At 41.8% G+C, this 24,879-nt stretch carries 23 protein-coding genes and 3 pseudogenes; 14 read left to right on the top strand and 12 right to left on the bottom strand.

Annotation, left to right across the window (positions count from 1 at the left end; translation table 11 throughout):
* Nucleotides 1-26: 26 nt before the first annotated feature.
* The 6 genes from ACYRY3_RS19830 to ACYRY3_RS19805 all read right to left on the bottom strand — a co-directional run bounded on the left by ACYRY3_RS19830 (nt 27) and on the right by ACYRY3_RS19805 (nt 5,610).
* On the bottom strand, nt 27-440 hold the full coding sequence (locus tag ACYRY3_RS19830; RefSeq protein WP_460203327.1) for a hypothetical protein: 414 nt from the start codon (nt 438-440) through the stop codon (nt 27-29).
* Nucleotides 441-453: 13 nt separating this feature from the next.
* Complete coding sequence (locus ACYRY3_RS19825; RefSeq protein WP_460203326.1) at nt 454-708, bottom strand: hypothetical protein; 255 nt, start codon at nt 706-708, stop codon at nt 454-456.
* A gap of 29 nt (nt 709-737) precedes the next feature.
* Nucleotides 738-872, bottom strand: a complete 135-nt coding sequence (locus tag ACYRY3_RS19820) for a hypothetical protein (protein WP_460203325.1) — start codon at nt 870-872, stop codon at nt 738-740.
* A 95-nt stretch (nt 873-967) separates the two neighbouring features.
* Nucleotides 968-4,603, bottom strand: a complete 3,636-nt coding sequence (locus ACYRY3_RS19815; protein ID WP_460203324.1) for a CHAT domain-containing tetratricopeptide repeat protein — start codon at nt 4,601-4,603, stop codon at nt 968-970.
* A gap of 71 nt (nt 4,604-4,674) precedes the next feature.
* The gene (locus tag ACYRY3_RS19810) at nt 4,675-5,223 is read right to left on the bottom strand and encodes a hypothetical protein (RefSeq protein WP_460203323.1); all 549 of its coding nucleotides are present in this window, start codon (nt 5,221-5,223) and stop codon (nt 4,675-4,677) included.
* A 234-nt stretch (nt 5,224-5,457) separates the two neighbouring features.
* Entirely contained in the window at nt 5,458-5,610 is a 153-nt protein-coding gene (locus tag ACYRY3_RS19805) for a hypothetical protein (protein ID WP_460203322.1), read from the bottom strand.
* Between the two features lie 192 nt (nt 5,611-5,802).
* On the opposite strand from ACYRY3_RS19805, the gene ACYRY3_RS19800 reads away from it, so the two are divergent.
* The 5 genes and pseudogenes from ACYRY3_RS19800 to ACYRY3_RS19780 all read left to right on the top strand — a co-directional run bounded on the left by ACYRY3_RS19800 (nt 5,803) and on the right by ACYRY3_RS19780 (nt 9,902).
* Nucleotides 5,803-6,666: a hypothetical protein gene (locus ACYRY3_RS19800; RefSeq protein ID WP_460203320.1), complete on the top strand. Its 864-nt coding sequence runs from the start codon at nt 5,803-5,805 to the stop codon at nt 6,664-6,666.
* Nucleotides 6,667-6,765: 99 nt separating this feature from the next.
* Nucleotides 6,766-7,575 (top strand): annotated as a pseudogene (locus ACYRY3_RS19795) (ABC transporter permease); the annotation flags it as partial.
* Nucleotides 7,576-7,653: 78 nt separating this feature from the next.
* On the top strand, nt 7,654-7,938 hold the full coding sequence (locus ACYRY3_RS19790) for a hypothetical protein (RefSeq protein ID WP_460203319.1): 285 nt from the start codon (nt 7,654-7,656) through the stop codon (nt 7,936-7,938).
* 436 nt (nt 7,939-8,374) lie between these two features.
* Nucleotides 8,375-9,430 (top strand): M4 family metallopeptidase, encoded by a 1,056-nt coding sequence (locus ACYRY3_RS19785; protein ID WP_460203318.1) that lies wholly within the window; start codon nt 8,375-8,377, stop codon nt 9,428-9,430.
* Between the two features lie 166 nt (nt 9,431-9,596).
* Complete coding sequence (locus tag ACYRY3_RS19780; RefSeq protein WP_460203317.1) at nt 9,597-9,902, top strand: protealysin inhibitor emfourin; 306 nt, start codon at nt 9,597-9,599, stop codon at nt 9,900-9,902.
* A gap of 224 nt (nt 9,903-10,126) precedes the next feature.
* On the opposite strand, the gene purF is transcribed toward ACYRY3_RS19780, so the two are convergent.
* Both purF and purL read right to left on the bottom strand, forming a co-directional pair.
* Nucleotides 10,127-11,626: an amidophosphoribosyltransferase gene (gene purF / locus ACYRY3_RS19775; RefSeq protein WP_460203316.1), complete on the bottom strand. Its 1,500-nt coding sequence runs from the start codon at nt 11,624-11,626 to the stop codon at nt 10,127-10,129.
* Nucleotides 11,627-11,872: 246 nt separating this feature from the next.
* The gene (gene purL, locus ACYRY3_RS19770; protein ID WP_460203315.1) at nt 11,873-14,293 is read right to left on the bottom strand and encodes a phosphoribosylformylglycinamidine synthase subunit PurL; all 2,421 of its coding nucleotides are present in this window, start codon (nt 14,291-14,293) and stop codon (nt 11,873-11,875) included.
* A gap of 1,445 nt (nt 14,294-15,738) precedes the next feature.
* Between purL and ACYRY3_RS19765 the strand changes: the two genes are divergently transcribed.
* Complete coding sequence (locus tag ACYRY3_RS19765; RefSeq protein ID WP_460203314.1) at nt 15,739-16,017, top strand: hypothetical protein; 279 nt, start codon at nt 15,739-15,741, stop codon at nt 16,015-16,017.
* 37 nt (nt 16,018-16,054) lie between these two features.
* Here ACYRY3_RS19765 and ACYRY3_RS19760 read toward each other — a convergent pair whose 3' ends face one another.
* Complete coding sequence (locus tag ACYRY3_RS19760; protein ID WP_460203313.1) at nt 16,055-16,540, bottom strand: allophycocyanin; 486 nt, start codon at nt 16,538-16,540, stop codon at nt 16,055-16,057.
* Between the two features lie 193 nt (nt 16,541-16,733).
* Between ACYRY3_RS19760 and rlmD the strand changes: the two genes are divergently transcribed.
* Complete coding sequence (rlmD, locus tag ACYRY3_RS19755; protein ID WP_460203311.1) at nt 16,734-18,107, top strand: 23S rRNA (uracil(1939)-C(5))-methyltransferase RlmD; 1,374 nt, start codon at nt 16,734-16,736, stop codon at nt 18,105-18,107.
* A gap of 420 nt (nt 18,108-18,527) precedes the next feature.
* Nucleotides 18,528-18,977 carry an ATP-binding protein gene (locus ACYRY3_RS19750; protein ID WP_460203310.1) on the top strand — a complete coding sequence of 150 codons (450 nt, stop codon included), beginning with the start codon at nt 18,528-18,530 and terminating at the stop codon, nt 18,975-18,977.
* A gap of 74 nt (nt 18,978-19,051) precedes the next feature.
* Here ACYRY3_RS19750 and ACYRY3_RS19745 read toward each other — a convergent pair whose 3' ends face one another.
* Complete coding sequence (locus tag ACYRY3_RS19745) at nt 19,052-19,342, bottom strand: DUF6439 family protein (protein WP_460203309.1); 291 nt, start codon at nt 19,340-19,342, stop codon at nt 19,052-19,054.
* Between the two features lie 85 nt (nt 19,343-19,427).
* Here ACYRY3_RS19745 and ACYRY3_RS19740 point away from each other — a divergent pair, with 85 nt between their 5' ends.
* The 5 genes and pseudogenes from ACYRY3_RS19740 to ACYRY3_RS19720 all read left to right on the top strand — a co-directional run bounded on the left by ACYRY3_RS19740 (nt 19,428) and on the right by ACYRY3_RS19720 (nt 22,673).
* Nucleotides 19,428-19,781 (top strand): sll0565 family protein, encoded by a 354-nt coding sequence (locus ACYRY3_RS19740; protein WP_460203308.1) that lies wholly within the window; start codon nt 19,428-19,430, stop codon nt 19,779-19,781.
* A 14-nt stretch (nt 19,782-19,795) separates the two neighbouring features.
* Nucleotides 19,796-20,152: pseudogene (locus tag ACYRY3_RS19735) on the top strand (OB-fold nucleic acid binding domain-containing protein); the annotation flags it as partial.
* Nucleotides 20,140-20,427 (top strand): annotated as a pseudogene (locus ACYRY3_RS19730) (helix-turn-helix domain-containing protein); the annotation flags it as partial. The pseudogenes ACYRY3_RS19735 and ACYRY3_RS19730, both read left to right, overlap by 13 nt.
* Nucleotides 20,428-20,627: 200 nt before the next feature.
* Entirely contained in the window at nt 20,628-22,139 is a 1,512-nt protein-coding gene (locus ACYRY3_RS19725; RefSeq protein WP_460203307.1) for a DUF3084 domain-containing protein, read from the top strand.
* 90 nt (nt 22,140-22,229) lie between these two features.
* Nucleotides 22,230-22,673 (top strand): pre-16S rRNA-processing nuclease YqgF, encoded by a 444-nt coding sequence (locus ACYRY3_RS19720; RefSeq protein ID WP_460203306.1) that lies wholly within the window; start codon nt 22,230-22,232, stop codon nt 22,671-22,673.
* A 104-nt stretch (nt 22,674-22,777) separates the two neighbouring features.
* Here ACYRY3_RS19720 and ACYRY3_RS19715 read toward each other — a convergent pair whose 3' ends face one another.
* Nucleotides 22,778-23,041: a DUF3146 family protein gene (locus tag ACYRY3_RS19715; protein WP_460203305.1), complete on the bottom strand. Its 264-nt coding sequence runs from the start codon at nt 23,039-23,041 to the stop codon at nt 22,778-22,780.
* An 859-nt stretch (nt 23,042-23,900) separates the two neighbouring features.
* Nucleotides 23,901-24,065: a hypothetical protein gene (locus tag ACYRY3_RS19710; protein ID WP_460203304.1), complete on the bottom strand. Its 165-nt coding sequence runs from the start codon at nt 24,063-24,065 to the stop codon at nt 23,901-23,903.
* A 63-nt stretch (nt 24,066-24,128) separates the two neighbouring features.
* Between ACYRY3_RS19710 and ACYRY3_RS19705 the strand changes: the two genes are divergently transcribed.
* Entirely contained in the window at nt 24,129-24,818 is a 690-nt protein-coding gene (locus tag ACYRY3_RS19705; protein ID WP_460203303.1) for a DUF6875 domain-containing protein, read from the top strand.
* The last annotated feature ends 61 nt before the right edge of the window (nt 24,819-24,879 follow it).

Below are 24,879 nucleotides of genomic sequence, written 5' to 3'. Positions count from 1 at the left end.
TAGGGGAGGCGGGAGAGGTGGGGATGCTACAAATCCATATCATTATTATGAGTCGGAGAGAATTGGTATTGCTGTTGTCTCGCTGCAGCTATTTCCGCCGGAGTGTCAAATTCGGTAGCCCTTGTCCCAAGGCGCAATTCCTGATACAACAGAACACCATCACCACCGCGATCGCTTAGAAGAACCAAGTTAACAATCTCAGCTGGTGCAACTTGTGCAAGCCGATTAACTACGTTAGCAACAAATTCATTAGATGCATTAGAACTATATAGATATTTGAGAAAAGCATCGACATCAACACTAGTCATTTCCGCAGGGTTTTTTACTCCGGTCTCAGAAAGAAAATCATCATATATAACGAGTTCGTTATCATTAAAACTTTCGGAACGAGCTCGCTCGATAATTGATTTAACCTGCTTCTCGTGTTTTTGTAATTCCATAAAAAAATCATCTTCAATAAGATTGATTTTTCCGAGCGATTTCCGATCGCAGGGTACTTTCAATTTCTTCAAGGAGACTCAGTGTTTGCAGCAGCTTTTGTTTCTGCTTTTGAACGGCTTGCAAATCTTCTTGTAGGTAAGTACCGTTTTTAATTGACGCACAATACGCTTGAAATTGTTGTGCCATTATTGGCTGTCCTGAAATAGCACTACTATCAAGTTCATCTAAACGCTGCCATTTTTTGATATGCTCTGCATCAATATGCAAGCTATCTGTTTCTGATATATAATCTCCTTCTAATCAAGTCCCTGCCGTCGCAACTGCTGGTTTTCTATAAATTCTTGTGCTGCTGACTCAGTCAGTACCATTTCACTTGAACCGTCTGGATTTTCAACAAACCCAACTTCTAAATAAAACGGTTTTGCTCCCATAAGCGATTGTGTTTTTACAATACCATTATATTTAAGTTTAACGCTCTCCTGAACAATTCCTTACTTGACCGCATCACCAGAAGTGGACAAACCCTTTATTTGGCTTCACCAATGAGAGTAAATGCAGCCCAGTGCCCAGGCTGAGGATATTGAGCCTTAGTATCCAACATTGCTTGACGTAACGCCTTAGCTTGATCTCGCTCCTTTTCAGGCTGGCGTTCAAGATTTTTGTAAAATTCAGTCATTAGATAGGTTGGGGAACTATCGAAGATAGACCACAAAGAAATCACTACGCTGGGAGCACCGGCTGCTAGTAAAGAACGAGAAAGTCCAATAACTCCATCCCCTGTAAGCCTCCCACTTCCAGTTGCACAGGCACTTAGAACAACTAACTCAGCATTGAGTCTGGTATCTGCCTGATGCCCCATGTTTAGAATTTCTTCAGCAGTTAGCAAACCGCTGTCATTAGCAGATGGAGCTAAGGCTATGGTACTTTGTAGTCCTTGCATGTCATCCAAAATACTGTGAGTTGCCAAGTGAATAATTCTTGCTTTTGGTAGCCTTTTGAGGATGACAGTTTTTATTGCTTGACTACCAGTAATTGCTTCGGCGTTGAACATATGAGCAATTTTCTCAGCTTCTGTTTGTGTGCCTGGTAGTTGAACTAACTGTTCAGGAGGTTCACCAGGGACCCAGGATATCTTAGGCATGGTAGGATTACCAACTACCACTATGTCTTTGGCTGATCTAGAAATTTGCTGTCGTCTTTGATGGGTTGTACCTAAAACTTGAATCGAAGGAGCAGTGCGAATAGTGTGTTTATCAATTAGGTATTTTCCATCTTTATCCACAAGGGCTGGAAAGGGAACTAAAAATAAATCTTCCTGTGGAATAAGAACGATATGAGAGTTTGAGTCTTTGGGTAGAAGGTCGGAGATTGGTTGAATAAGTATTCGATGAAGTTGACGTAACCCATCTACATTTACGTCACTGCCAGTAATTAAAGATTCCTTAATAGAGAGATGAGCTTGTATGACAAGTTCCTCTAAAGGATGAAGACCTTGTTGAAGAGACTTAAGGTCTACCTGGCGCAATTGCACATCACCTTTAGGACTCACCACCCATATGAAAAGCTTTGATTGCTTTCCTTTCTGTCTACCTTGAGTTATAAAATCTTCATAAATAATTGAGTATTCAATAAGTGTGGCATTTTGCTCTCTAGCAATTCGTTGAATTTGTTCAAATTTTATTGAGGATGTATTGGGTTGAGTAGTCTGCCGAGAGGTGAAACGTGTAGCTAAAAGCTCTAGCAAGGCTTGAGCACGACTTTGTTCAGCAACTTCTAGAGCAGCAGCAGGTTTATCTTGAAGAACTAAAACCTTTTGTAGTAAACGATAGGTACGAATCTGGTCGTCAAAAATGGACACTTTGTAGGTATCGTTATCTCCTAATTGTTTCCTAAGGGACTCCCAAACTTGCAATCCCTTGCGTAGTGCTCTCTCCGCCTCCGTAAGCTTATTAAAGCGAAATAAAATACTACCAAAATTATTTAAAGCCTGCCCTTCTAGTGGAAGGTCTTTTATCTCTCTTGCAATCGCCAATTGCTGCTGTATATAGCTGATGGACAAGTCATAATTCTCTAACTCACCATAGGCAACACCTAGATTTCCTAGAGATATTCCTTCGCCTTGACGATCTTTGAGGTTACGGGCAATAGATAGACTCTGCTGATAATATTCAATTGATTTATTATAGTTGGTGAGCCTATAGTAATTGTTACCCAAGTTTCCTAAAGCTTTGCCCTGTAAATCGAGGTCATTGAGTTTACGAGCAATTTCTAAACTGCTTTGAAGATAAGCGATCGCTTTTTCATACTCTTGGAGCGTTTGGAAGGTAGTACCCAAATTATTTAGCGCATTGCCTTCCATTTTGCGGTTCTTCAAATTACGTGCAATTGTCAAATAACGTTGATGAAACTCAAAGGCTTTGTCATAGTCACCTAATTTGTCATAAACAATTCCTAAACTTCCATTAGCTTGTCCTTCAGCACTGGGATTTTTAAGTTCCTGAGATATGGCGATACTCTGTTTAAGGATTTTAATTGCTTTAGCATAATTACCTGAATCACTATAAGCAATTCCTAAATTGTTTAGAGCGCTCTGCTCCATTAATCTATCTTTAACGCTAAGTGTAAGATCAAGCCATTGTTGATAATAGTTTATTGCTTTGTCGTAATTGTTTAAGGCCAGATAGGTGTTCCCCAAAATACTTATAATTCTAGTTATTATCTGATAATTTTCGTTTCCTTGAATAATTGAGAGACTCTGATTAAGATAATTAATTGCTTGCTCATAATCTCTAAGTGAGTAATAAGTTTCTCCTAAACCTCCAAAAATATAAGCTTCCAGTCTTTGATCATCAACCTTATTTAGAATAGGCAGACTTTGTTTAAAATAGTTGCTTGCCTTGTTGTAGTCTCTTAGTTGAAGATAGATATTTCCCAATTTTCCAAGGGTTTTTACTTCTGCACGATGGTCCTGAACCTTCTGGGCAATTAATAGTCGCAGCTTAAAATATTCAATTGCTTTAGTATAGTTTCCTAATTCTCGGTAAGCATTACCCAGGTTATCAAGAGCAACAGCCTCTCCCTGATGGTTTTGAAGTTTACGTGCTAGCAACAAAAACTGTTGATAGTATTCAGCGGACTTGCTATAGTTTTTTAGAAGATAGTAAGCAGATCCTAAACCTAATAGAGCGGAACTTTTCCCAGGGTTATCATCTAATCCTTGCGAAATAGTTAGTTGTTGCTGAAGGTAGTCAATTGCTTTGTTTGAGTCTTTTAGGGCCAAGTAAGTTGCTCCTAAACTTCCTAATACTCTCACTTCTAATATTCGATCCTTAAGTTCACGTGCAATTACTAAGCTTTGTTGATGATATTCAATCGCTTTAGCATTTTTCTTGAGAAAGAAGAAAGCGCTACCTATCTTGGCTAAGATTTGTCCTTCGAGCGAGCGAGCGCGAAATTCTCGTGCAATTACCAAATGTTGCTGGTAGTACTCAATTGCTTTGGCATTGTCCCCCAGTGAGTCATAAACGAGTTCCAATTCCTCTAGAACAGCTCCTTCTCCTTTGCGATCCCGAATTGTCTGCACAATGCCTAAAGCCTGTTGAAGGAATGGAATCGCTTTGGTATAGTCTTTTGCAACGGTGGCTAAACGCCCTAAATTGTAAAGGCTCTTCCACTTCAACTCACGGTTAGAGATTTCTTGGGCAATCATTAAAGCCTGTAAGAAAAACTCACTTGGTTGAGCAGTATTTCCTAGTCCTTGATAAGAAATACCTAGATTATTCAGCGCTCTTGCCTCTAATTCGCGATCTCTTATTTCTCTAGCAACAGCTAGGGTTTCTTGCTGATAATCAATTGCTTTTTTATAATCTCCTAGAGCATAGTAAATATTACCAATATTTTTTAATGTTTCTCCTTCTCCTTTTTTGTCTTTAATTTCTTTATAAGCAGCTAGAGCTAATTGAAAAAATTGCAGAGCAGTCTTAAATTGACCTTGTTTGAATTGTCTATTTCCCTGCTTTAACAGGTAATCTGCTTCTGTTTTTCGGGCTTCAGAAGATTGTGCCAAAGCATGAGATGTGAAGAGCCATACTGGAAAATAAAAAGGTAATGAGATCAAAGCAATCATTAAAAATGCTATTAGAGGTACAACTTTAGTTTTCATCTGAATAACAAAACAACTTTTTAAAGACGCATAGCTACAGATTTATTGGGGCATTATCGTTTATTAAATCACTAATTAACAATAAGGATCTGTATAGTTACTTTACCATCAGATTCAAACAACACTTCTTGAACTACATACAAACTCAGTTTTCCTCCTCTGGTTGAAACGCTTATTCCAGGTGGGAAAATGACTTCAGCACGTCCTTTGTTGACATCCTTTATTCTGATGTTACTGAGCAAAATTCCAGTCCAAGTTCTTTGCTCACCACGAATAGGAGGTAGATCATTTCCTCCTGGAACCGTTGGATCACCTTGCTGAAACTTCACCTTTTCAATCTGAGAAATAGCTATGGAGTGAGACTTTCCCCCCTGTGCAATTGTTAACTGTTGCTTCTGTGAATCAATAGCAGTTAACCGACCAGACCTAGACCCACCTTCTTTCAGCATGACCCTTGCTACAGGGGGAAAAGTCACGGCAAAAGATTGAATTTCTGCCTGATCTGCGTTTTTTGGATGCACTACTGAAATTTCTTTGGCAGAACCTAGAGTGTAGTAGACTACATTAAGTATAAAAGAGGTTAAGAATGAAACAGCTAGTACCTTAAAAAAGACTTTCATATTTTTAATACTGCTCCACGTTACTCAACATTTTTAGAGGAACTAATGGGACTTAAACATTTTTGAGGTCAAAACAAGCCTCAAACCTTTGCAAGGCAATAAAAATACACTAAATGCACAAAAATGGCTTCCAAATCATTGAAATTTACGGCTCCCTTTTCTCCATTGAGTTAGCCATTAGAGATTTAAAACAACACTTTGGTTTGGGTGATTATCAGTGTTATTTAGGAATAGCTATTGACCGATTTGTTCAATTAGCTTGTCTTGCTTATTGTGTATTTTATTCCAAATCCAAGAAATAAAACCCCATTGGATGACAAAAGTTTCGGCTTCGTGTTCGCTGTTCAGTTGTTCCCGCCTTCGTACAGGACTACAACATTTTACCATTGCTCAGGTGCTCTCCCAAAAGTCCGCTTTTGAAGCCGACTTGCCGTCACCTCACGTGAGTTAGACCAGATTCTTCGTTTAGCGGCTTAAAGCGACACTTGCAACTTTTTGATAATTAGCCCAGGAGTTTAATTTCTGGGTCAATTTCTGCAAAAGTATAGTTAAGTCACTCTTTAGAGAATAGAAAATCGCGTGTCTGAAACTCCTCAATCTACTAGTGAACCTATAATCCTGGGATCTTTCGCCGGTCTGGTTGGACTGCTGAGTATTGCTCTCTACTTCACAGGCTGGATTTATCGCTGGGCTTATTTTGGCTTCTTCCGGCTAGAATTGATAGCGCTTGATCTGCCTGTACAGTCATTTTTCTTTGTTCCTATCCAGGTATTTCTAGGAAACATCTGGGTATTTTTGAGGGCTATGTTAGCTATAACTTTTACAGTTTTTTTGATTAGAGCTACTTTATGGCTAGTTCAGCAACCCATAAATACTCAAGCAATCAGCAACTCGAATAGCTTAAAGTCTCGATTTGCTGGCTTTGTCCAGAGATTCCACAGATTATGGATCATCCGTAAGCTGAGAGCAGTTGTTCAAATTTTCCTCCCATCCCTGCTTAGAGATCTAATTGTTGTAGCCTGGATTTTAACGATCCTCTTCTGGATAGCCCGGTGGCAAGGTCTTGAAGATGCTCGACAAGCTGCAGTAAATGAGACATCTGCCCTACCTGTCATCACTTTGGTCAGCTCTGATAAAAATTTGGGTCTTGGGCGGAGTCCCCAGGATATAACCCTTGATCCTAGCTTGAAAAAGACTCGTGTTATTGGGGATATTGGATTGTTTGAAAAACTTCAAGGACTAGAAGTTAACGACACCACTGATCCAAAAAAACCTGTAGTCTGGCGTCTATTAATTAATCGTGCTGGCTGGCTCTATATCTTCCAGGCGCTACCTCAAAATGCAAACTCTTCTAGGCGTCCTCTGGTTTTGGCTGTTCGAGAAGGTAGTGGTGAGCAGTTGATGATTCTTAGCCCTACCGCTTCTGAGCTACCAAAACCTTAGGCATCATTAACCCTCTCCTAAGAGGATGTCTGAAAAGTTCTAAGAAAGTTATGAGAGTTACACAAGCTGTTTGAGCATTAAACGAATCATTGCGACAGTCTAGATAAGTCTTGGCCAGAGCAATTTGGACGTTGGCTGTGGCGAATCGTGACCCAAGGAGATTTTGGTACAAGCTTTGTTTACCAACGCTCGGTAGCATCACTTTTATGGGAACGAATACCAGCAACTTTGCTACTAGCAATCTCTTCCCTCATTGTAACTTGGGCGATCGCCATCCCCTTAGGTATCATTGCTGCGGTCAAACAAAATCAGTGGGTTGACCGCCTTTTTCAGGTGGTAACCTACATCGGGCAAGGTTTGCCCAGCTTTGTAACCGCCTTGTTTCTACTTATTTTCGCTCAATACACCTCACCTTTGTTTCCCGTGGGTGGTATGACTAGCATCAATCACAGTGAACTGACATGGTTTGGTAAAATGCTAGACATAGTTTGGCACATGATTTTACCAACCATTGCCTTAAGTATCACTAGCTTTGCTGGCTTGCAACGTATCATGCGGGGCGAGTTGTTGGATGTACTGCGACAAGATTACATTCAAACAGCCCGTGCAAAAGGCTTACCCGAAAACCGCGTGATTTACGTTCACGCCCTCCGAAACGCCATAAACCCCTTAATTACGATACTGGGTTTTGAACTAGCGGGTTTACTGGGCGGTGCGTTCATTGCCGAATATTTCTTCAGTTGGCCTGGTTTGGGAAGGTTAACCTTACTAGCAGTGCAAGCTCAAGATTTATATCTGGTGATGGCAAGTTTGGTGATGAGTGCTGTCTTGCTGAGTATTGGCAATTTAATAGCAGATTTGCTCCTCAAAGTCGCTGACCCCCGCATTCGCTTGGAAAATCTAAATTAATAAGTAGTTAGTGGTTAGTAGTGAATTATCAAAAAGCTCTTAACCACTATCCACTATCCACATATCCACTATCCATCTATGTTTTCCGAAATTTTTTACTTGGTAAGGTCAAAAGCAGACGGTCGCTATCTGGCGGCACGTCCCAATCCTGATAATGCTTCAACTTACCTACTGTTATTTCGCGAAAACTTTGATGCTATGAGCTACCTCAATACCCATGCAGGAGAAGTAGCAAACCGCTTTTCTGTAGAATCTATCCCTGGTTCTCAACTAAGAGGTTTGCTCCAACGTTGGAGTTTTAACGGGGTAGGTATTGTTTCCGATCCATTAATACCTAAGATTGAATTTTTACAGCACGGTTAAAAACCTTAACAACTCCTCAACACTCTCAGCCTAGGTTTCAATACGGTTCGTAGGTTGGGTGTTGAATGCCTTTATTAATTAACATTTGTTCTAAATTCGTAATATATAGCATATGTTTCTCCTGTTAATACCGCTTAAATTCTTCCAAAAAACTTTCTTTGAGTTCCTCTGGTAAGTGCCATCAGCTAACTTAATAAATCGAAACAAATTGAGGAGATCTTGCCTTTCATAGCTCGTTCATAAAGTTGTCTTGTGAGGTAAAGTTTCCAATCTTTGAGACTTTCCGATTCGTATCTCGGCGAGACCTTTAATAGTACCCATAGGGGTAATATCAAAATAAATTATGAAGTGGATAAATAATAAATATAAATCTTCAATACCTGCCGAAAAAGTAACAACAAAAAACAGTTTCACAAAAAACGGATGAATAAATATTATGCATTTATGTCACAACCCTCTGTGCTGCTTCGTCCCGCCCTACATTGCTGAAAACCTAAAAGATTCTGACAATCCTGGAGTTCGTCAGATAGCACTTGCATCACTTGGAAATGAGTACCGTACAACTCGCCGACTTCTCGGTACGTTACCAGCAGTGACTTCTTTAGCGGGGCTGATTGCTGGAAAAGAGCGGTATATATTCGATATGAAAGGGGATAGTGACCCTCTACCCGGTCAACTGGTGCGTAAAGAAGGCGATTTGCCCAGCCGAGATGAAGCAGTGAATGAAGCATACGATAACTCTGGTGATGTTTATGATTTTTACAAGGAGGTTTTCGATAGGGATTCACTAGACGATGCTGGATTTCCCTTGCGTTCAAGCGTCCATGTTGGTGATACCCTTGGCGGACCCATGTCCAACGCTTTTTTCAATGGTCAACAGATGGCCTATGGGGATGGCGATGGGAATTTATTTACTAGGTTTACCAAGTCACTTGACGTTGTGGGCCACGAACTAACTCATGGTGTAGTTAGTTTCACCAGCAATTTAGAATATTTTTTCGAGTCTGGTGCGCTTAATGAAAGTTTTGCCGATGTTATGGGTAGCTTAGTGACTCAATGGAAAAATCAGCAAACTGTCGATGAGGCTGACTGGTACATAGGCAATGAGATACTCGGACCTGGAGCAAAAATTAAGGGTATCCGTACCCTTAAGGCAGAGAAAGCCTACGAAAACGATCCAGATTTCGGCACAGATCCCCAACCCAAACACTACAAAAATCTGTACACAGGATCTCGTGACAGAATGGGAGTTCATATCAATTCAGGTATCCCGAACCACGCCTTTTATCTAGCGGCAACAAAGATCGGGGGCTATGCCTGGGAAAAAGCAGGGCCAATCTGGTACAAGACTTTGCTCGCTTTGAACAGGAAGAGCAAGATGAAAGACGCAGCAGAACAAAGCAAAGCGATCGCAGGCATTTTGTTTGGCAGCAATAGTCTTGAGCAACAGGCTGTTAAAGAAGCCTGGGATGCGGTTGGACTCCCAGTGTGAACAGTGCAGCTACGCCTGCCACCACGACCTAAAAACCGCCCGAATATGGTATAATAATCTCTGGCGGTTTTTAAGTACTTATAAAATTGTGTTCGGTCTATCTTTTTGACATAAATCTAAAATGAAACTTCAATAGAAATTACTCTTGAGCTAAGGTTGTCATCTTATGAGGCTAGCTTTTTACGAATCTGGATCGTATACGGGTTTAGTCAAGGGTTGCGCTCTCGATACGAGCACCATGAGTCAAGAAGAAGCCGAGCGCTTACAATCGCTTGTAGATCGAAGTGGGTTATTGCGCTCCCAAGAACTCCAGTCGTTAACTCGTGAGGCAGCAGATATGCTGACTTACGAAATCAAGGTAGAAATTGATAACACAGTCCACGAATTCATTTTTGACAAAAATAACTTGCCCGCCCAGTTCATTCCCCTATTGAAATACCTGCATGGCTGTGCCAAGATAGTACACCCTTAATAATCCCCTTGTTATTCGGTCATGAGTTGTGACCAAAAGAATGGGATGCAAGCCCCGTCCTAAAGGAGCGGCTTTTCTTGATTTCTAATGTATGTCAAAACAATAGATTTTCTCACGTAAAATGATGGTGCGTTAGCGTAAGCTCAACGCACCTGACAAAAATACAAGTTTTATTTCCCTTCGTCCGCTACAGATTGAGGTTCAAAACACAACAATTTCAAGCCCTACACAGGTGCTTTTTCTAACATTAACTTAGAACGCTTGAGACCTTCGGGAACGGGAACAGGGTACTCTCCGGTAAAGCAGGCAGAACAGAAGCTACCAGATTCTTCTCGCGTTGCTTCTATCATTCCATGCCAACTGAGATAGGCAAGGGAATCTACCTCCAACTGCTTGCCAATTTCTGCCACCGACTTGGTAGCAGCAATCAGCTGGTCTTGAGTATCAGTATCAATGCCGTAGAAGCAGGGGTGAGTGACTGGGGGAGAAGAAATTCGCATATGCACTTCCAATGCACCAGCATCACGCAAAGCTTTCACAAGTTTGCGGCTTGTGGTTCCCCTAACAATGGAGTCATCAATAATAACCACGCGTTTGCCGTACAGCACATCTTTAAGGGGATTCAGTTTCATGCGGATACCGGATTCCCGCATACTCTGTGTGGGCTGGATAAAGGTACGTCCTACATAGCGATTTTTAATCAGCCCTTCCGCGTAGGGAATATTAGAAACTTGGGAAAAGCCAATAGCAGCAGGAATACCGGAATCAGGAACACCCATCACCAAATCGGCTTCCATAGGAGACTCTTGAGCCAGTCGCCGTCCCAAACGCATTCTATAGCTGTACAGACTTTCGTTGTACATGACGCTATCAGGGCGGGCAAAATAAATCATCTCAAAAATACACAGCTTGCGCTGGGGTTGTTGAGCCCACTGAAAAGACGTCAAACCTTGGTCATCAATCCAAACAACCTCTCCTGGTTCTACCTCGCGCAGGTATTCAGCACCAATAATATCTAAACCACAAGTTTCAGAGGCAAGAACGTACTTAACTGGGTTCTCCTCCAGGGTACCAATCACAAGGGGACGAATGCCGTTGGGGTCACGAACACCCATAATCCCCTTGCTCGTCCCAATCACCAAACTAAAAGCTCCTTCGCAGCGGTGAAAAGCTCGAATTGCACCTTCCAACCAATTTTGACCGGCATTGACTTCTTCTGCGATCGCAAAAGCAATCATTTCTGAGTCTGTTGTGGTCACGAGATTGCAGTTTTTCTCAACCAATTCCTCACGCAGTTGTGCGGTATTGACTAAATTTCCATTATGTGCTAATGCCAAATAACCCAAGCGGGTTTCTACAACAGCAGGTTGAGCATTCACTTTGCGGCTAGAACCCGTTGTGGAATAGCGAGTATGACCGACAGCTATACTTCCCAACAAGTTTTCCAACACGGATTCGTTAAAGACTTGAGAGACCAACCCCATATCTTTGTAAAGATGGACTTGTTCGCCTTCAAAGGTGGCAATCCCAGCCGATTCTTGACCCCGATGTTGGAGAGCATACAATCCAAAGTAGGCTAGTTTAGCAACGTCTTGTCCGGGTGCGTAAACACCAAAAACACCACAAGCTTCTTCTTGCTTATCTGGGCGGTTTTCTTCGTTATTCATCGGGTTCTTCAGTGAATTTGGATGGTCGCTTGGAGAGGCAGGATGGTTGGGGATCATGGTAGCTTTGCTCCTGATGGGGGTGTTAAATCATTGGGGATATGCAAAAGGATAGTCTTAGAAAGCCTTAAAAAACTCTTAACCATCCATTAAAACAGTATCGCAGTCCTTCTCAGGAACGCCAATAGTTTGATTCGTTATGAAGTGGGAAATAAAAACGTTAGGAGTATGATTTTAATTCCTTAACCCTGCTTGCTCTAATTTAGTAACGCAGTGATTGCCCACCAATTCTGACTCTTAACTTTCCTAGCTGGAGGTGTTTTGGATGGTTAGACGCCTTTCAATCGCATTGAAATAGCGATCGCTCACATCATCTATGCTAACGCTGACTAAAGTTTGGTCATCAGATGTTAAAACCCGCAAACCTGTTTCGGATTTTCCAACCTTGCCAATTTTTTGCCAGTAATTAGCAACTTGTTCCCCTAAGAAAGTTTCCCAGGTTTCTTGATGTTCTAATGCAACAGAAACTACAATTCGCGCACCGCCCTCACCAAAAAGAACCTCATCCCAACGCCGCACAGGCATTCCGCTTACCTGTAGATTTGCTGGTAACTGAAACTTAATTTCTGCACCTAGTTTAGCTGCAATACAGCATTCAGCCAGGGTAACAGCAATTCCACCCTCAGCACAATCATGAGCCGAACGTATCCAACCTTGACGAATTCCCTCGCGGCAAACCTGTTGTACAAGACGTTCCAATTCAAAATCAACTCGCGGTGGTTTTCCTGCTACAGTACCGTGGATAGTTGCTAGATATTCCGAAGCACCCAACTCAATTTGAGATTCTATAGGTAATCCCAAAAGATAAATCACATCCCCTTGGGCTTGCCAAGCTTGACCGCAAATTTTGGTGAGTTCGGGAATCAATCCCACCATACCCACAACGGGAGTGGGATAGATTGGTTGTGGATTGCCTTCAGAATCAATAGTTTCGTTGTAGAGAGAGACATTACCACCTGTCACGGGAGTTGCCAGTTCGCGACAACCTTCAGCTAAGCCGCGACAAGCTTCTGATAATTGCCAGTAACCAATGGGCTTTTCCGGGCTGCCAAAATTCAGGTTATCAGTTACAGCTAAAGGTTCTGCCCCCACACAACTCAGATTGCGTGCAGCTTCAGCCACAACTGCCTTAGCCCCCTCATAGGGATCGAGGTAAACATAGCGAGGATTGCAATCTACTGTAGCCGCTACGCCACTTTGGGAATTGAAGATTGGGGATTGGGGATTGGAAATCCTCCCTCTGTCCCTCTCTCCCTCACTCCCCCTCTCCTCTTGGGGACGCAAGCGGATAACAGCAGCATCTGCACCACCTGGTAACAAGATAGTGTTATTCTGCACCTGATGGTCATATTGACGGTATACCCAACGTTTAGAAGCAATTGTGGGTACATCCAGTAAAGTCAGTAAGATATCATTCCAACTTTGCCACCCAGACTGAATTTCAATGCCAGCCACCGTACATGGAGGTAAAGACTCAACCGTCCATTCCCAAGCTTTGCGTGCATATTCTGGTGGTTCTGCCAACACTTCCCGAAGATACAGTGGCGTATTTTCTGCTAAAGCATGAGCCGGAATTTCTGCGGCGACGTTTCCTTGAAATAAAATCCTGACAATAGGTTCGGAAATCACAGTACCTGCAACTACTGCCTGCAATCCCCAACGATGGAAAATATCAATCAACTCTTGTTCGCGTCCCTTTTGGGCAACAAACAGCATCCGTTCTTGAGACTCCGAAAGCAGGTATTCATAAGGAACCATTCCCGCTTCCCTGACAGGAATCTTATCTAAATCAAATTCAATACCGACACCACCTTTGGCTGCCATTTCTGAGGTAGAACAGGTGATCCCAGCCGCGCCCATATCTTGTGCGGCGACAACAGCACCCGTGTTAAACGCCTCCAAGCAAGCCTCAATCAGTGACTTCTCTAAGAATGGATCTCCAACCTGTACTGCGGGGCGGTCGTCTACAGACTCATCACTCAGTTCTGCACTAGCGAAACTAGCACCACCCATGCCATCACGTCCCGTGGTAGAACCGACGTACAGCACTGGGTTACCTATCCCAGATGCACCAGATTTCACAATTTCTGGCGTTTCCATCAATCCCAATGCCATAACGTTTACAAGAGGATTGCCAGAATAAGCAGGGTCAAAGTAAACTTCACCACCAACTGTGGGAACCCCGACGCAATTACCATAGTGGGAGATCCCGGCGACTACACCACTAAAAAGCCGTTGTGTTTTAGCTTCTTCTAGAGAGCCAAAACGTAAGGAGTTTAAGACAGCAATGGGACGCGCACCCATTGTAAAGATATCTCGAAGAATGCCGCCGACGCCTGTAGCTGCGCCTTGAAAGGGTTCAATAGCTGAGGGGTGATTGTGAGACTCAATTTTAAATGCCAGTCGCAAACCATTATCTAAATCTACAACACCCGCATTTTCACCGGGTCCAACAAGAATGCGGGGTCCTGTGGTAGGAAACTGTTTGAGTAAGGGGCGGGAATTCTTGTAGCAGCAATGTTCCGACCACATTACCCCAAACATTCCCAGTTCAGCTTTATTGGGATGACGCCCTAACCGTCGCACAATTTCTTCATATTCTTCTGGCTTCAAACCTTCATCAGCGATTTCTTCGGGGGAAAAGGGGGCAGAGGAGATGCTGGTCATGGAAACGCACCAAGGGGACAGAGGAATATTCTAGCGATTTACTTGCGCTCTATACACATTTCTAGAAATGTAGCTAGTTCCTTCACCTTCTGACAAGTTCAAACTATGCCGCAGCTTGTTCGTGAATCTTCTCTTCTTCTGTTATTATCTTTACCCCTAGTTAAGTTGACTGTAAAACGTACTTCAGTAATTCTGCTGCTAGTCTAGCAACGATCTAGTGGTTACTCCCGAACCGTCAGAAGATTACTTATTAAAAACCGAAGTGGTTTGGGAGGTCAAATCTTATCCGAGACGTATTGCAATAGTCCAAATCGCTGCGGGCTTCGTTTGTGTAGCCTGAAATAAAAGTTTGTGAGAAAATAGTATGTTAGTAAAACATACTGAAGTATTTCCACTATTTCTTAACAAAACGATATGAATAGTTCAGTATTCTTTGTTCTTTTAAAGAACCTTGATATTATTGAAGAATTTTCAGTGTACCTGGAATATTATAGACGTAGTCAAACAGAGAGCTATATGTTTGCAAGTGTTGTTTCTATAACCACTACACTTTGCTGATGCCAATGATGGTTTATTTGAATCATCTGTGGAAATACGTAATTTCTCAAGCAACACTTAGGGTCATCAGGTGCATTTAAGTATTTCCAACATTTCAACAATGAAGACTATTTCATAAAATAGAACTTAATTAAGTAAAGCATAAAATTTTCAGTAATTACCAGTACGGTAATTCTATCTTCAGTGGGAATTTGGCAAGCTCAGGCTTCAAAATTCATTCACTGCTAGTAGCTGTTGTGCTTGCTTTAGTTCATGAAATTCTAGTTTTTTTGGGTGTTACTACAGTTCTACATAACATAATTGTTACAGATAGCCTATAGATTGGATTGGTGGTTGCTGATACAAAAGAAATCATAAAAATGCTAGGGAATCATTTTTAGCTTTACAAGTTTGATACCAGAAAATTGGAGAAAATATACTTACTACTTACGCGAATGAAACAGCTTTTTTAAAAGGATTAAACAATACTCCTTAGGCTTGTTGCCAATGGAAGCAAGCATCTTTACGAGCACTGCCTCTTTGCTTGCAATCTACAGGTAGCTACCCAATTGACCACCAATATGCGTGGGACTAGACCGCACAACTTGATTAATTCAACTAAAATGCGCGATCGCTACTTCCTGTAACACACCATTGTTCGTTATTTTAAGGCAAATGTACTAGTAGGAAGGGTCTATGCCGTACACTCAATGGCGGTGGGCAGTGCCCACCCTACAAACATCTACAAACATCTGTGTGCAAAGAACACCTGTCGCTTGGCGATACAGGAGTAGCTACTCCATTCCGCGCAGAATTTGTAGTTAAAGTTACTAAAATTTCAATAGAGTCATTATTATAGCGCTAAAAGTTAATTTGGTTGTTACAGTCGGCTTGAAATAATTGTGGTGATGAAAATCACGGGTACTCATGACGGAGATCCTATTCCCAACTGGGTCGAATTGGCACAATACATACAACTGAACTCTAGCCGAGTCATTAATAGGGAACACACTAATTGCCGACAGCCTTACCTGAAGACTGTCGGCTTTTTGTCATTTGTCCTTTGTTCTTTGTCATTTGTAATACTAATGACCAGTGACCGAGGACTAAATAAAATTTCCCCACAACCTGCTAGTCACCTGACAGAAAACCTGCCACAGCCACCACCAAGTGTGGGGAATGTATAGCTAATATATATGTATCAGTGAGGCTGAGTGAGAAGTACTACGACATTGCTTGGATGATGTAATCAAAGTACGGTGATGCTTCAGCGGCATCCTCTGCATTGAGCAAATCAAGGGAAGCTTTTTTCAGACAGTTAATGGCTTCTACCATTCCTGGTACGGGCACCCCAAGGGAGTTGTACATTTCTCGCACGCCAATTAAGCCAATTTTCTCAATTGGCTCTTTGTCACCAGCAAGTATGCCGTAAGTAATTAGGCGCAAGTACCAACCAAAGTCACGGATACAAAGAGCACGTTGGCGTTCACCGTAAGCATTGCCTCCTGGAGCAATGAAGTCAGGGCGCTTCTGCCAAAGCTGCTTTGTAGCTTCTTGAACTATCTTTTTTTCATTTTCGGCTAAAATTCCGACAATCCGTATCCGCTGTGCCCCAGTTTGCAAATACTCTTTGATATTCTTGAGTTCGCCACTGCTAGGGTAACGCAGTTCGTCATCGGCTTTGAGAATAACTTGGCTTACTACAGTCATGATTATTGCAATGACATCAATTATTTATTATTTGCTAGTTTAACGAGTCTTGTGGACATAAATAAAGGGGACAAGACAGACAAGGGATCCCAGAAGTAGGGAGACCTGGGGGACAAGGAGGACTTGGGGAACTTGGGGGACTTTGGGCAGCAATTACTGATGACCAATGACAAATGACCAATGACAAACGACTATGACTGAAACAATGTGGAAACAAGGTGAATTTATTGAAGTGGAGATCGCGGACTTGAACGATACGGGTGATGGCGTGGGACGCTGGAATGAACGGGTTGTCTTCGTACCCGATACGGTACCGGGCGATCGCGTTCTTGTCCGTCTGGTTCACGTCAAACCTACCTACGCTCACGGTCAGATTCAAGAACTGTTACAAAAATCAACACACCGGATTCGACCTAGCTGTATAGTTGCTGACAAGTGCGGTGGGTGCCAGTGGCAGCATATCAATTACGAATATCAGCTTGAGGCAAAGCGGCATCAGATTATTCAGGCTTTGCAACGAATTGGTGGTTTTGTTGAACCACCAGTAGATTCTGTGGTATTGGGTTCTGAAAGCTTGGGCTATCGTAACAAAGCCACATATCCTATAGGGATATCTCGCCGCGGTCAGCTTCAGGCGGGTTATTACCAAAAAGGTAGCCATCAATTGATTAACTTAAATCAATGCCCCGTACAAGATCCCCGATTAAATCCACTTTTAATGGAAGTTAAGCAAGACATCCAAAAGCGGGGTTGGCAAGTTTATAACGAAAGCGCTCACAAGGGTCTGATACGACATCTTGGTTTACGCATTGGTCGCCGTACAGGAGAGATGTTGCTAACTTTGGTGGTTAAAGATTGGGACATACCAGGAATGACAGAACAAGCCCAGGAGTGGTTGGAGCGCTATCCTCACTTGGTGGGAGTTTCTGTTAACCGCAATCCAGAACGTACCAATGCTATTTTTGGGGCGGAAACCCGCTGTATTGCTGGAGTTTCTTATTTGAGAGAACAATTCGCCGGATTGGAATTTCATGTACGACCCGATACATTTTTTCAAATTTATACGGAGACAGCAGAAGAATTATTACAAGTGATTGAGTCACAACTCAATTTACAGGGTCATGAAGTGCTACTTGATGCTTACTGCGGTATCGGCACATTAACTTTACCGCTGGCAAAAAAGGTAAAGAAAGCTACGGGATTGGAATTACAACCAGAGGCGGTGGAACAGGCAATTTTAAATGCACAGCGCAATGGTATTTATAATGTAAACTTTCACACTGGTGCTGTAGAAAAATTACTGCCCCAAATGGAGATTTCTCCAGACATAGTGTTGCTCGACCCGCCACGAAAAGGGTGCGATCGCGCCGTTATTCAATCCTTACGACAAGCGAAACCTCCTCGTGTTGTATACGTCAGTTGTAAAGTAGCCACTCTTGCGCGTGACCTAAAATTACTTTGTGAAGGTGGAGTATACACTCTGACACGAGTTCAAGGTGCTGATTTCTTTCCACAAACCGCTCATGTGGAAGCAGCAGCATTTCTTGAGCTATCAAACGCAAACTAAGTTTGCTTGTTCTTCATAAAAACTCAAAATAAAAAATAGTGGATCGGTATGCACTAGAAATGCTAATATGGAACTAAGCTAAAAATATGATTCCTTTTGTGCAAAACAGTTGAAACGGCAAAGCCTCTCTTGGAGTTATGAATCGAGTTGTCTAGCTTATACAGGACTAAAAAGAAGAGTAAGATGGCACTCTTTTTTACACAAGCATCTAAGTTGCTTAATCCCATATCTGGTGCATATCTAGATGTATCATGCCTAAGCAACTCATACGATTTAAGAGAGTCAATGCTCCCTAGCATTTTCAAAATTTAGTTCAACAGACGCAAGTTTGAAGGCAACACGACCACCTCACATTCGATCAGGGTGCCTGTGACAGCAAACTGATGTCTAGCTAACTCTGAAAGCTACGGGGTTATTTTTGTGATTAATATATCTCTCCGTCCAACAGGACGTAATTGGGGTACGATTAGTTTCGCCTCAACTCTATATCTCTGCCCAATATTGGATTTACTATTAGCGGAGATTCCAAGAAAGTTGCAAGCAGAACTGCGGCTGGGGCTTCAAGAAGCCCTAGTCAATGCAGCCAAGCATGGTAACAATCTAGATCCTGGAAAAAGAGTTGTAGTTCGATTTTCCTTAATTGACAACCAGTACTGGTGGGTGATAACAGACCAAGGCGACGGTTTTAGTCCCTCCGCGCCTGAGTATGAAGATCCTACAGAGTACTTACCACCAGATGAATCTGAAAACGGTCGTGGCTTATGTATTCTGCGTCAGGTTTTCGATCAAGTAGAGTGGAACAGGAAAGGTACAGAATTAAGGTTATGTAAACAATTAGAGCATAAAGGTAAATTAGCTCTGCGACGTTAATTATAAAAGAGTTAGTAGTTAGTGGCTACTGGTTAGTGGTACTTCCACCCCTACTAACTACTAACGACTAACTATTAACTACTCACTTTCCCATCTCCATGAGTTGGACAGGGTGGCGCAGAAATAGATTTATCTAGCCAGCCAGTTGCTTGTTGAAGCCTTTGTAAAGCTTCTTCAGGTTGCTCTTTAAGAAGAAAAACAAGAGCAGCAGCTATTTGTTCACTAGCGCGAACTTTGCGGTTAGACTTGAGGCGATGCCAATCGTTAGGAGAAATACTCAGCCTTTCCATAAGGGCTTGAGCTAGTTCAACATTACTAAATTGACTCAGTTGACTGGTTTTGGGCGACTGGGTTGATTGAGACATGATGAGACAAGCTTGTGAGGTGATATAAACCAAATTAGCGTGACTATTGGCAAAACCGCATAGAACACGAGCTGACTATTTATAAATGAAACCTTATAAAAAACCCTCAGAACAGCCGGATAACGAGGAAAACTCAGAGCAAGAATTTGAACAAGAACTTTTGGAAGTGGAGCAAGCACTTGCTTTGTTAAAAAAACGTTACAATCAAGTGCAAGCAGATCGAGCAGAGCAAAAAGAGTTGCAACAACAGATCCAAGAACTGCGTCGCAGCAAACAGACTGGATGGAAAACTGAGTTAAGGAATATTCAACAAAGACTCGAAGACCTAGAACTGAGATTGGAAAGCCAGTTGTTTTCATGGAATAGCTTCCAAGAACCTTTCTGGCTGGCGGTTCGCTTTGGGGGTTTGGGCGTTATCATAGGCTGGTTATTAAAGTAAATTTGCTGGATGATATGGTAAATCTACGGATTGCAGAAGTATTGCGAAATGGTCAACCTGATGAGTCTCTGGTAGTTCAAGGGTGGGTTCGTACAAAACGGGAGTTAAAAGGTTTTGCTTTTATTGAAGTTAATGACGGCTCATCCTTGGCTAATTTGCAAGTTGTAATCAATGAAGATTTGCCAGAGTACGAGGGTATTTTGAAACAACTGAACACGGGTGCTTCCGTGGAAGTTGCTGGAGTCTTGGTAGCTTCCCAAGGAAAGGGACAGCGTATTGAGTTAAAAGCTCACAACGTGAAAGTTTACGGGGAAGCCGATCCCGAAACATATCCCCTACAAAAGAAACGCCATTCCTGCGAATTTTACAAACAGAGATGATGATCGAAACACTAGCTCACCGAGATATGGGATCGCGTTTGGTGAGCTTTTTGTTAATTCTCTGTCGTGATTTTGGCGTGCCTTGTGCAGATGGAATCACAATTGATTTGAAGCTATCCCATCAGGCGATCGCAGAAGCAATTGGCTCGACTCGCGTTACTGTCACCAGACTCCTCGGCGACCTACGTGAGAAAAAAATGATTTCCATACATAAGAAAAAGATCACTGTCCACAAGCCTGTTACCTTAAGTCGGCAATTTACCTAAAACACTTCTAAGTTAGGAGTTCCGAGTTCTAAGTTCTGAATACAGAGTAAAATGAAAGTAACAAGAAATAAACGGCTCAGGGCTTATTGCTCAGAACTCAAAACTTTTCTTAACAACCCAGCACTGTCCTTAAATTTCTCCACAGATGATGGCTGGAAGTAGTAGGCTGTATCTGGAAGGATTTCGTCGGTAGCTTAAAGATGACCACCGGGTACATCCTAATATTGGCAATATTAATTTTGGGAGGCGTGATTGCCACAGTGGGAGACCGGATCGGCACCCGAGTTGGCAAGGCACGACTCTCACTTTTCAAGCTGCGTCCTAAAAACACAGCAGTCTTGGTTACTCTTCTGACTGGAACTTTGATTTCGGCATCAACATTAGCGATTTTATTTGCTGCTGATGAAGGATTGCGGAAAGGGGTATTTGAGCTTGAGGATATTCAAAAAGACCTTCGTCGCAAACGCGAAAGTCTTGATGCAACAACTCAGCAACTAGACAGCACAAGACAAGAACTAGAACAAGCTAGAAAAGAACAAAAAGCCCAAGAAGAACGTTTGCAACAAACCAATCAGTCCCTAAAAGAAGCAAATGCCAAGCAACAGGCAACGCAAGCTCAACTGAACCGCACGACAGAACAACTCAACCGTACTGTTAGCCAACAAGCTCAAACTCAAGCTCAACTTCAAAATACCGAAACCCAACTCGACCAAGTTGTCGCACGGTACAGACAAGCCATCACTGAACTCAAAAGTGTTGATGATGAGAAAAAAAAGCTGTTAGTAGAAATACAAAAACGTAAGATTGAGCGGGAAAGACTTTACGCTGAAGCCAAAGCTGCCATCGGTCAAGCGCAACAAGCTATTGAAAAACGGGATCGCGAACTAGCTAAACGACAGCAAGCTATTGAACAGCGAGACCGAAAAATGCTTGAACTGGATCGGCTGATTCAAGAACGCAATCAAGCTATTGCGGAACGAGAAACAGTTATTTCTCAAAGGGAATCTCGACTGAAAGAACTGGAAACACAACAGAACGAACTGGAACAGGAAGTCGCAAGGCTGGAAAAATTTTATCAGTCCTATCGCGAACTGCGTTTGGGAAAACTTGCCATCATTCGCGGTCAGGTTCTTGCAGCAGGCGTACTTCGCGTTGACCAACCTCCTGCAGCTCGTGCTGCAATTGCTCAACTGCTACAAGAAGCTAACCGAAATGCCAGCCAGGAATTAACCGAACCCGGTACAAATCAAGAAAATACACCGATACTGTACGCTACAAGAGACCAAGTTGAACAATTAAGCAAGCAAATTGATGATGGTCGAGAATACGTAGTCAGGGTTTTTAGTGCCGGTAACTATGTTAGAGGCGAAAAGGGCATACAGTTTTTTGCGGATGCGACGCTAAATCAAAAAGTTTTTACAGGAGGAGAGGTACTAGCTGCAACAACAGCAGATCCAAAAAATATGACTACATATCAAATACGGCAGCGGCTGGAATTGCTGATTTCCGCTTCTCAATTTCGCGCTCGGAGTGCTGGAATACTTGAGAGTATCCAAATAGATAGCACTATCTATCGCTTTATTGCCCAATTGAGGCAGTATGACCAGCCATTGGAAATCAAAGCTATTGCAGCAGAGGACACTTACACAGCCGGACCACTCAAAGTGAAACTGGTAGCACTTCAAAACGGACTCATTGTTTTTAGTACTTAAACAAACTTAAGGATAATATTAAAACAAGACCTGCAATGGCACGTCTCTACAACCAACGACTCCCAACCAATCACAAACAGCCAATGACTAATGACTAATCCTGATTTTTCACCAACACAACCAGTCATTTTGGGCTTCGATCCAGGTCGAGATAAGTGTGGTTTAGCTGTGATGGGCTTGGATCGGCAACTCTACTATCACGAAGTTGTACAATCTTCAGGGGCGATCGCTGCTATTGTTAAGTTGCGCCAAAAATTTCCCGTTTCCTTGTTGGTTATGGGAGACCAAACAACGGCTAAAAGTTGGAAACAACAACTACAGCAAGAGTTCACAGATCCGTTGAATATCATTTTAGTCGATGAACGATATACCAGCCTAGAAGCACGCGATCGCTACTGGGAGATGTACCCACCGAAAGGATTAACTAAGTTGCTACCACAAGGGATGCGACAACCACCAAGACCAATAGATGATATTGTTGCTATCCTGTTGATTGAACGATATTTAAATCGGTTGACTGAAGTCACTCACTGAAATGAGGCATGAGTCCTTTGTCTTTTGTCATTGGTAAGGATTTCGAGTAGGTTGACATTTCCCAACACAGTTTTATTTATTTCTGTCTACTTACTTAATTAAGATTACAGTTGAGCCCGAATAGTAAATGCGTAGTCTCCGCCCGGTTCGAGTTGGTAGTCTCGTTGCTCTAAAAACCGACCTAGCGGTTCTTTGATTAAAGCACGTCCTTGAGAAGGCTTCACTGCCAGTTCCCCGCGACGGAAATGCCATTGGAACTGCCACTCAAAATCACCTGCTCTGACTTCACCTTCAAGAAAGCCCTGTTGCCAGGATTGGCGGATGATCCTAACATGGGCAGTAGTTTCTGGTAAACGCTTGGCACTCACAACGCTTAATGTCAAGTTTGAGATGAGAGCTAACTTCTTATAGCTTTACATTAACTCAGCATACCTCTAAATATATCGATGGTAGTAATTAAAGAATATCAATGTTTTATAACATTCAAAATTTCTACCGCAAAAATAAACTCCCCTGAGTTGTGGGAGAATCATCTTCATCTGTCTTGTATAAGTATTTCCTCCCTAGTAAGCTCAGAAACCCGATTTCTCAAAGAAGTTGGGTTTCTCGTGTCTTATGAATAATTTCGATCTGCTATGAAAGTTTTAATAGTAGGTACCTATTTGTCAAGTAATTGCCATCATTTCTACACACCATTTTCATATGACTGTGTCATATTTTTAAAAGTCAAATAATGTTAATTCACAAAAATAACAAAGATCTTTTTGAGAATTTTATATTCTAAAGCTAATTAAAAGAAAACTTTAAACAGGGTTATGTATGTGAATTTTCAAACTTACCTAAATTGACAACGCCTCTAATATTAAGTTGTTAGATTTCTGTGTGGTAACTCTTTACACCTAGCTCTTGACTGTTCCCCGTTAAGAGTTACCGAATTGGATAAAATGCAAGGCAAAAAAGACAGTTGAATGAAAAATCCAGTAGTTATCTTAGGAATAGGATGGCTGCTTTTTGATTTCTTTATTTAAATTCATTGTGAATTTTTTTAAGCGAAAAGCATACAAAAACTTTAAATTTTTCAGTCATAAACGAATACAAATTTAATGAATTATGACTAATAATAATAATCACGTAAGTAAGTAAAAGCTCGGTTAAGGTAATTTGAGTTTGAGATGAATTACTACGGCTCAAACTGAAATTTCGTTACTGACAAAAAACGTCCGTGGTTTAAGTTCTAGTTAACTTAGCCAATTTTTGTATGACCAATAAGACTTTGCTAGGAGAAATGCTGTCAGTATTTTTTCTAAGACGTTGCGTGGCTGTGAGATAAGGAATGTGTTCCTTATCAAAAATGAAATTGCCTGTCTCATCTCCAGCGATATTTCGCTTCATTTTGCATGGATAAATTGTGCTTCACAGAAAATTAAGTTAACTAAGTTGAGGAATATAATTACAATGCAACTCTACACACCTATTGAGATAGAACGCTTCCAACAAGACCTACCCTATTTAATTGAGATTCAACAATGGGTTAAAAATTTTTTGACAAAACCTCACCCAAATTTGGGTAGATCGGGACCTGTATGCCCTTATGTACCTCATGCACTCAGGACAAATAGTATTCAACTAGGGGTAATCCGCGCTCAAAATTTGCAGTTACAGGAAATTGAACAATTAGTTTTAGGCTATAAAGATATTTTTTTAAAACTAGAGCCACAGAACAAAGAAGCTGAAATAGCCAAAACTATTCTCCTGATTTTTCCTGATATTAAGCTAGAAGATACCTCTCGCCTGATTGATAATGTACAGAAAAAACTCAAAGGATTTTTTGTAGATTCAGGGTTGATGTTAGGGGAATTTCACAAGCGAAATTATAGCCCTGGTTTGCACAACTCCAATTTTTATCCCCTTCAAAGCCCCATACCCATTTTAGCTATTCGCTATATGGTGGAATCAGATTTACCTTTTCTTGTGAACACTGATAACTTAGAACTTCGCATTAAGTATCTCAACGCTTATCTCAAACGTTTTGAAAATGAAAATAAAGACAGTAAAAATGTCAAAAATGCCCATCACGCTTTGGCATTAGCACAAGAGCAAATTCAAAATGAGAAGTTATTGGACTTATGTTGCGATCGCTCATAAAATTCTTTGATTTCAACATAAATCAAGAGAGATTTGGCTAATTTCTGAAATTTATCAAAAT

Source organism: Scytonema sp. NUACC21, from assembly GCF_054684315.1.
The sequence above is the reverse complement of the archived record's forward strand: the minus strand, read 5'-3'. Positions and strand labels throughout refer to the sequence as shown.

What these genes read in the sequence shown, in the direction of transcription:
- ACYRY3_RS19830 (WP_460203327.1), bottom strand. Translation starts at nt 440, where the DNA reads ATGGAATTACAAAAACACGAGAAGCAGGTTAAATCAATTATCGAGCGA.
- ACYRY3_RS19820 (WP_460203325.1), bottom strand. Translation starts at nt 872, where the DNA reads ATGGGAGCAAAACCGTTTTATTTAGAAGTTGGGTTTGTTGAAAATCCA.
- ACYRY3_RS19815 (WP_460203324.1), bottom strand. Translation starts at nt 4,603, where the DNA reads ATGAAAACTAAAGTTGTACCTCTAATAGCATTTTTAATGATTGCTTTG.
- ACYRY3_RS19810 (WP_460203323.1), bottom strand. Translation starts at nt 5,223, where the DNA reads ATGAAAGTCTTTTTTAAGGTACTAGCTGTTTCATTCTTAACCTCTTTT.
- ACYRY3_RS19805 (WP_460203322.1), bottom strand. Translation starts at nt 5,610, where the DNA reads ATGGTAAAATGTTGTAGTCCTGTACGAAGGCGGGAACAACTGAACAGC.
- ACYRY3_RS19790 (WP_460203319.1), top strand. Translation starts at nt 7,654, where the DNA reads ATGTTTTCCGAAATTTTTTACTTGGTAAGGTCAAAAGCAGACGGTCGC.
- ACYRY3_RS19785 (WP_460203318.1), top strand. Translation starts at nt 8,375, where the DNA reads ATGCATTTATGTCACAACCCTCTGTGCTGCTTCGTCCCGCCCTACATT.
- ACYRY3_RS19780 (WP_460203317.1), top strand. Translation starts at nt 9,597, where the DNA reads ATGAGGCTAGCTTTTTACGAATCTGGATCGTATACGGGTTTAGTCAAG.
- purF (WP_460203316.1), bottom strand. Translation starts at nt 11,626, where the DNA reads ATGATCCCCAACCATCCTGCCTCTCCAAGCGACCATCCAAATTCACTG.
- purL (WP_460203315.1), bottom strand. Translation starts at nt 14,293, where the DNA reads ATGACCAGCATCTCCTCTGCCCCCTTTTCCCCCGAAGAAATCGCTGAT.
- ACYRY3_RS19765 (WP_460203314.1), top strand. Translation starts at nt 15,739, where the DNA reads ATGAAAATCACGGGTACTCATGACGGAGATCCTATTCCCAACTGGGTC.
- ACYRY3_RS19760 (WP_460203313.1), bottom strand. Translation starts at nt 16,540, where the DNA reads ATGACTGTAGTAAGCCAAGTTATTCTCAAAGCCGATGACGAACTGCGT.
- rlmD (WP_460203311.1), top strand. Translation starts at nt 16,734, where the DNA reads ATGACTGAAACAATGTGGAAACAAGGTGAATTTATTGAAGTGGAGATC.
- ACYRY3_RS19745 (WP_460203309.1), bottom strand. Translation starts at nt 19,342, where the DNA reads ATGTCTCAATCAACCCAGTCGCCCAAAACCAGTCAACTGAGTCAATTT.
- ACYRY3_RS19740 (WP_460203308.1), top strand. Translation starts at nt 19,428, where the DNA reads ATGAAACCTTATAAAAAACCCTCAGAACAGCCGGATAACGAGGAAAAC.
- ACYRY3_RS19725 (WP_460203307.1), top strand. Translation starts at nt 20,628, where the DNA reads ATGACCACCGGGTACATCCTAATATTGGCAATATTAATTTTGGGAGGC.
- ACYRY3_RS19720 (WP_460203306.1), top strand. Translation starts at nt 22,230, where the DNA reads ATGACTAATCCTGATTTTTCACCAACACAACCAGTCATTTTGGGCTTC.
- ACYRY3_RS19710 (WP_460203304.1), bottom strand. Translation starts at nt 24,065, where the DNA reads ATGAAGCGAAATATCGCTGGAGATGAGACAGGCAATTTCATTTTTGAT.
- ACYRY3_RS19705 (WP_460203303.1), top strand. Translation starts at nt 24,129, where the DNA reads ATGCAACTCTACACACCTATTGAGATAGAACGCTTCCAACAAGACCTA.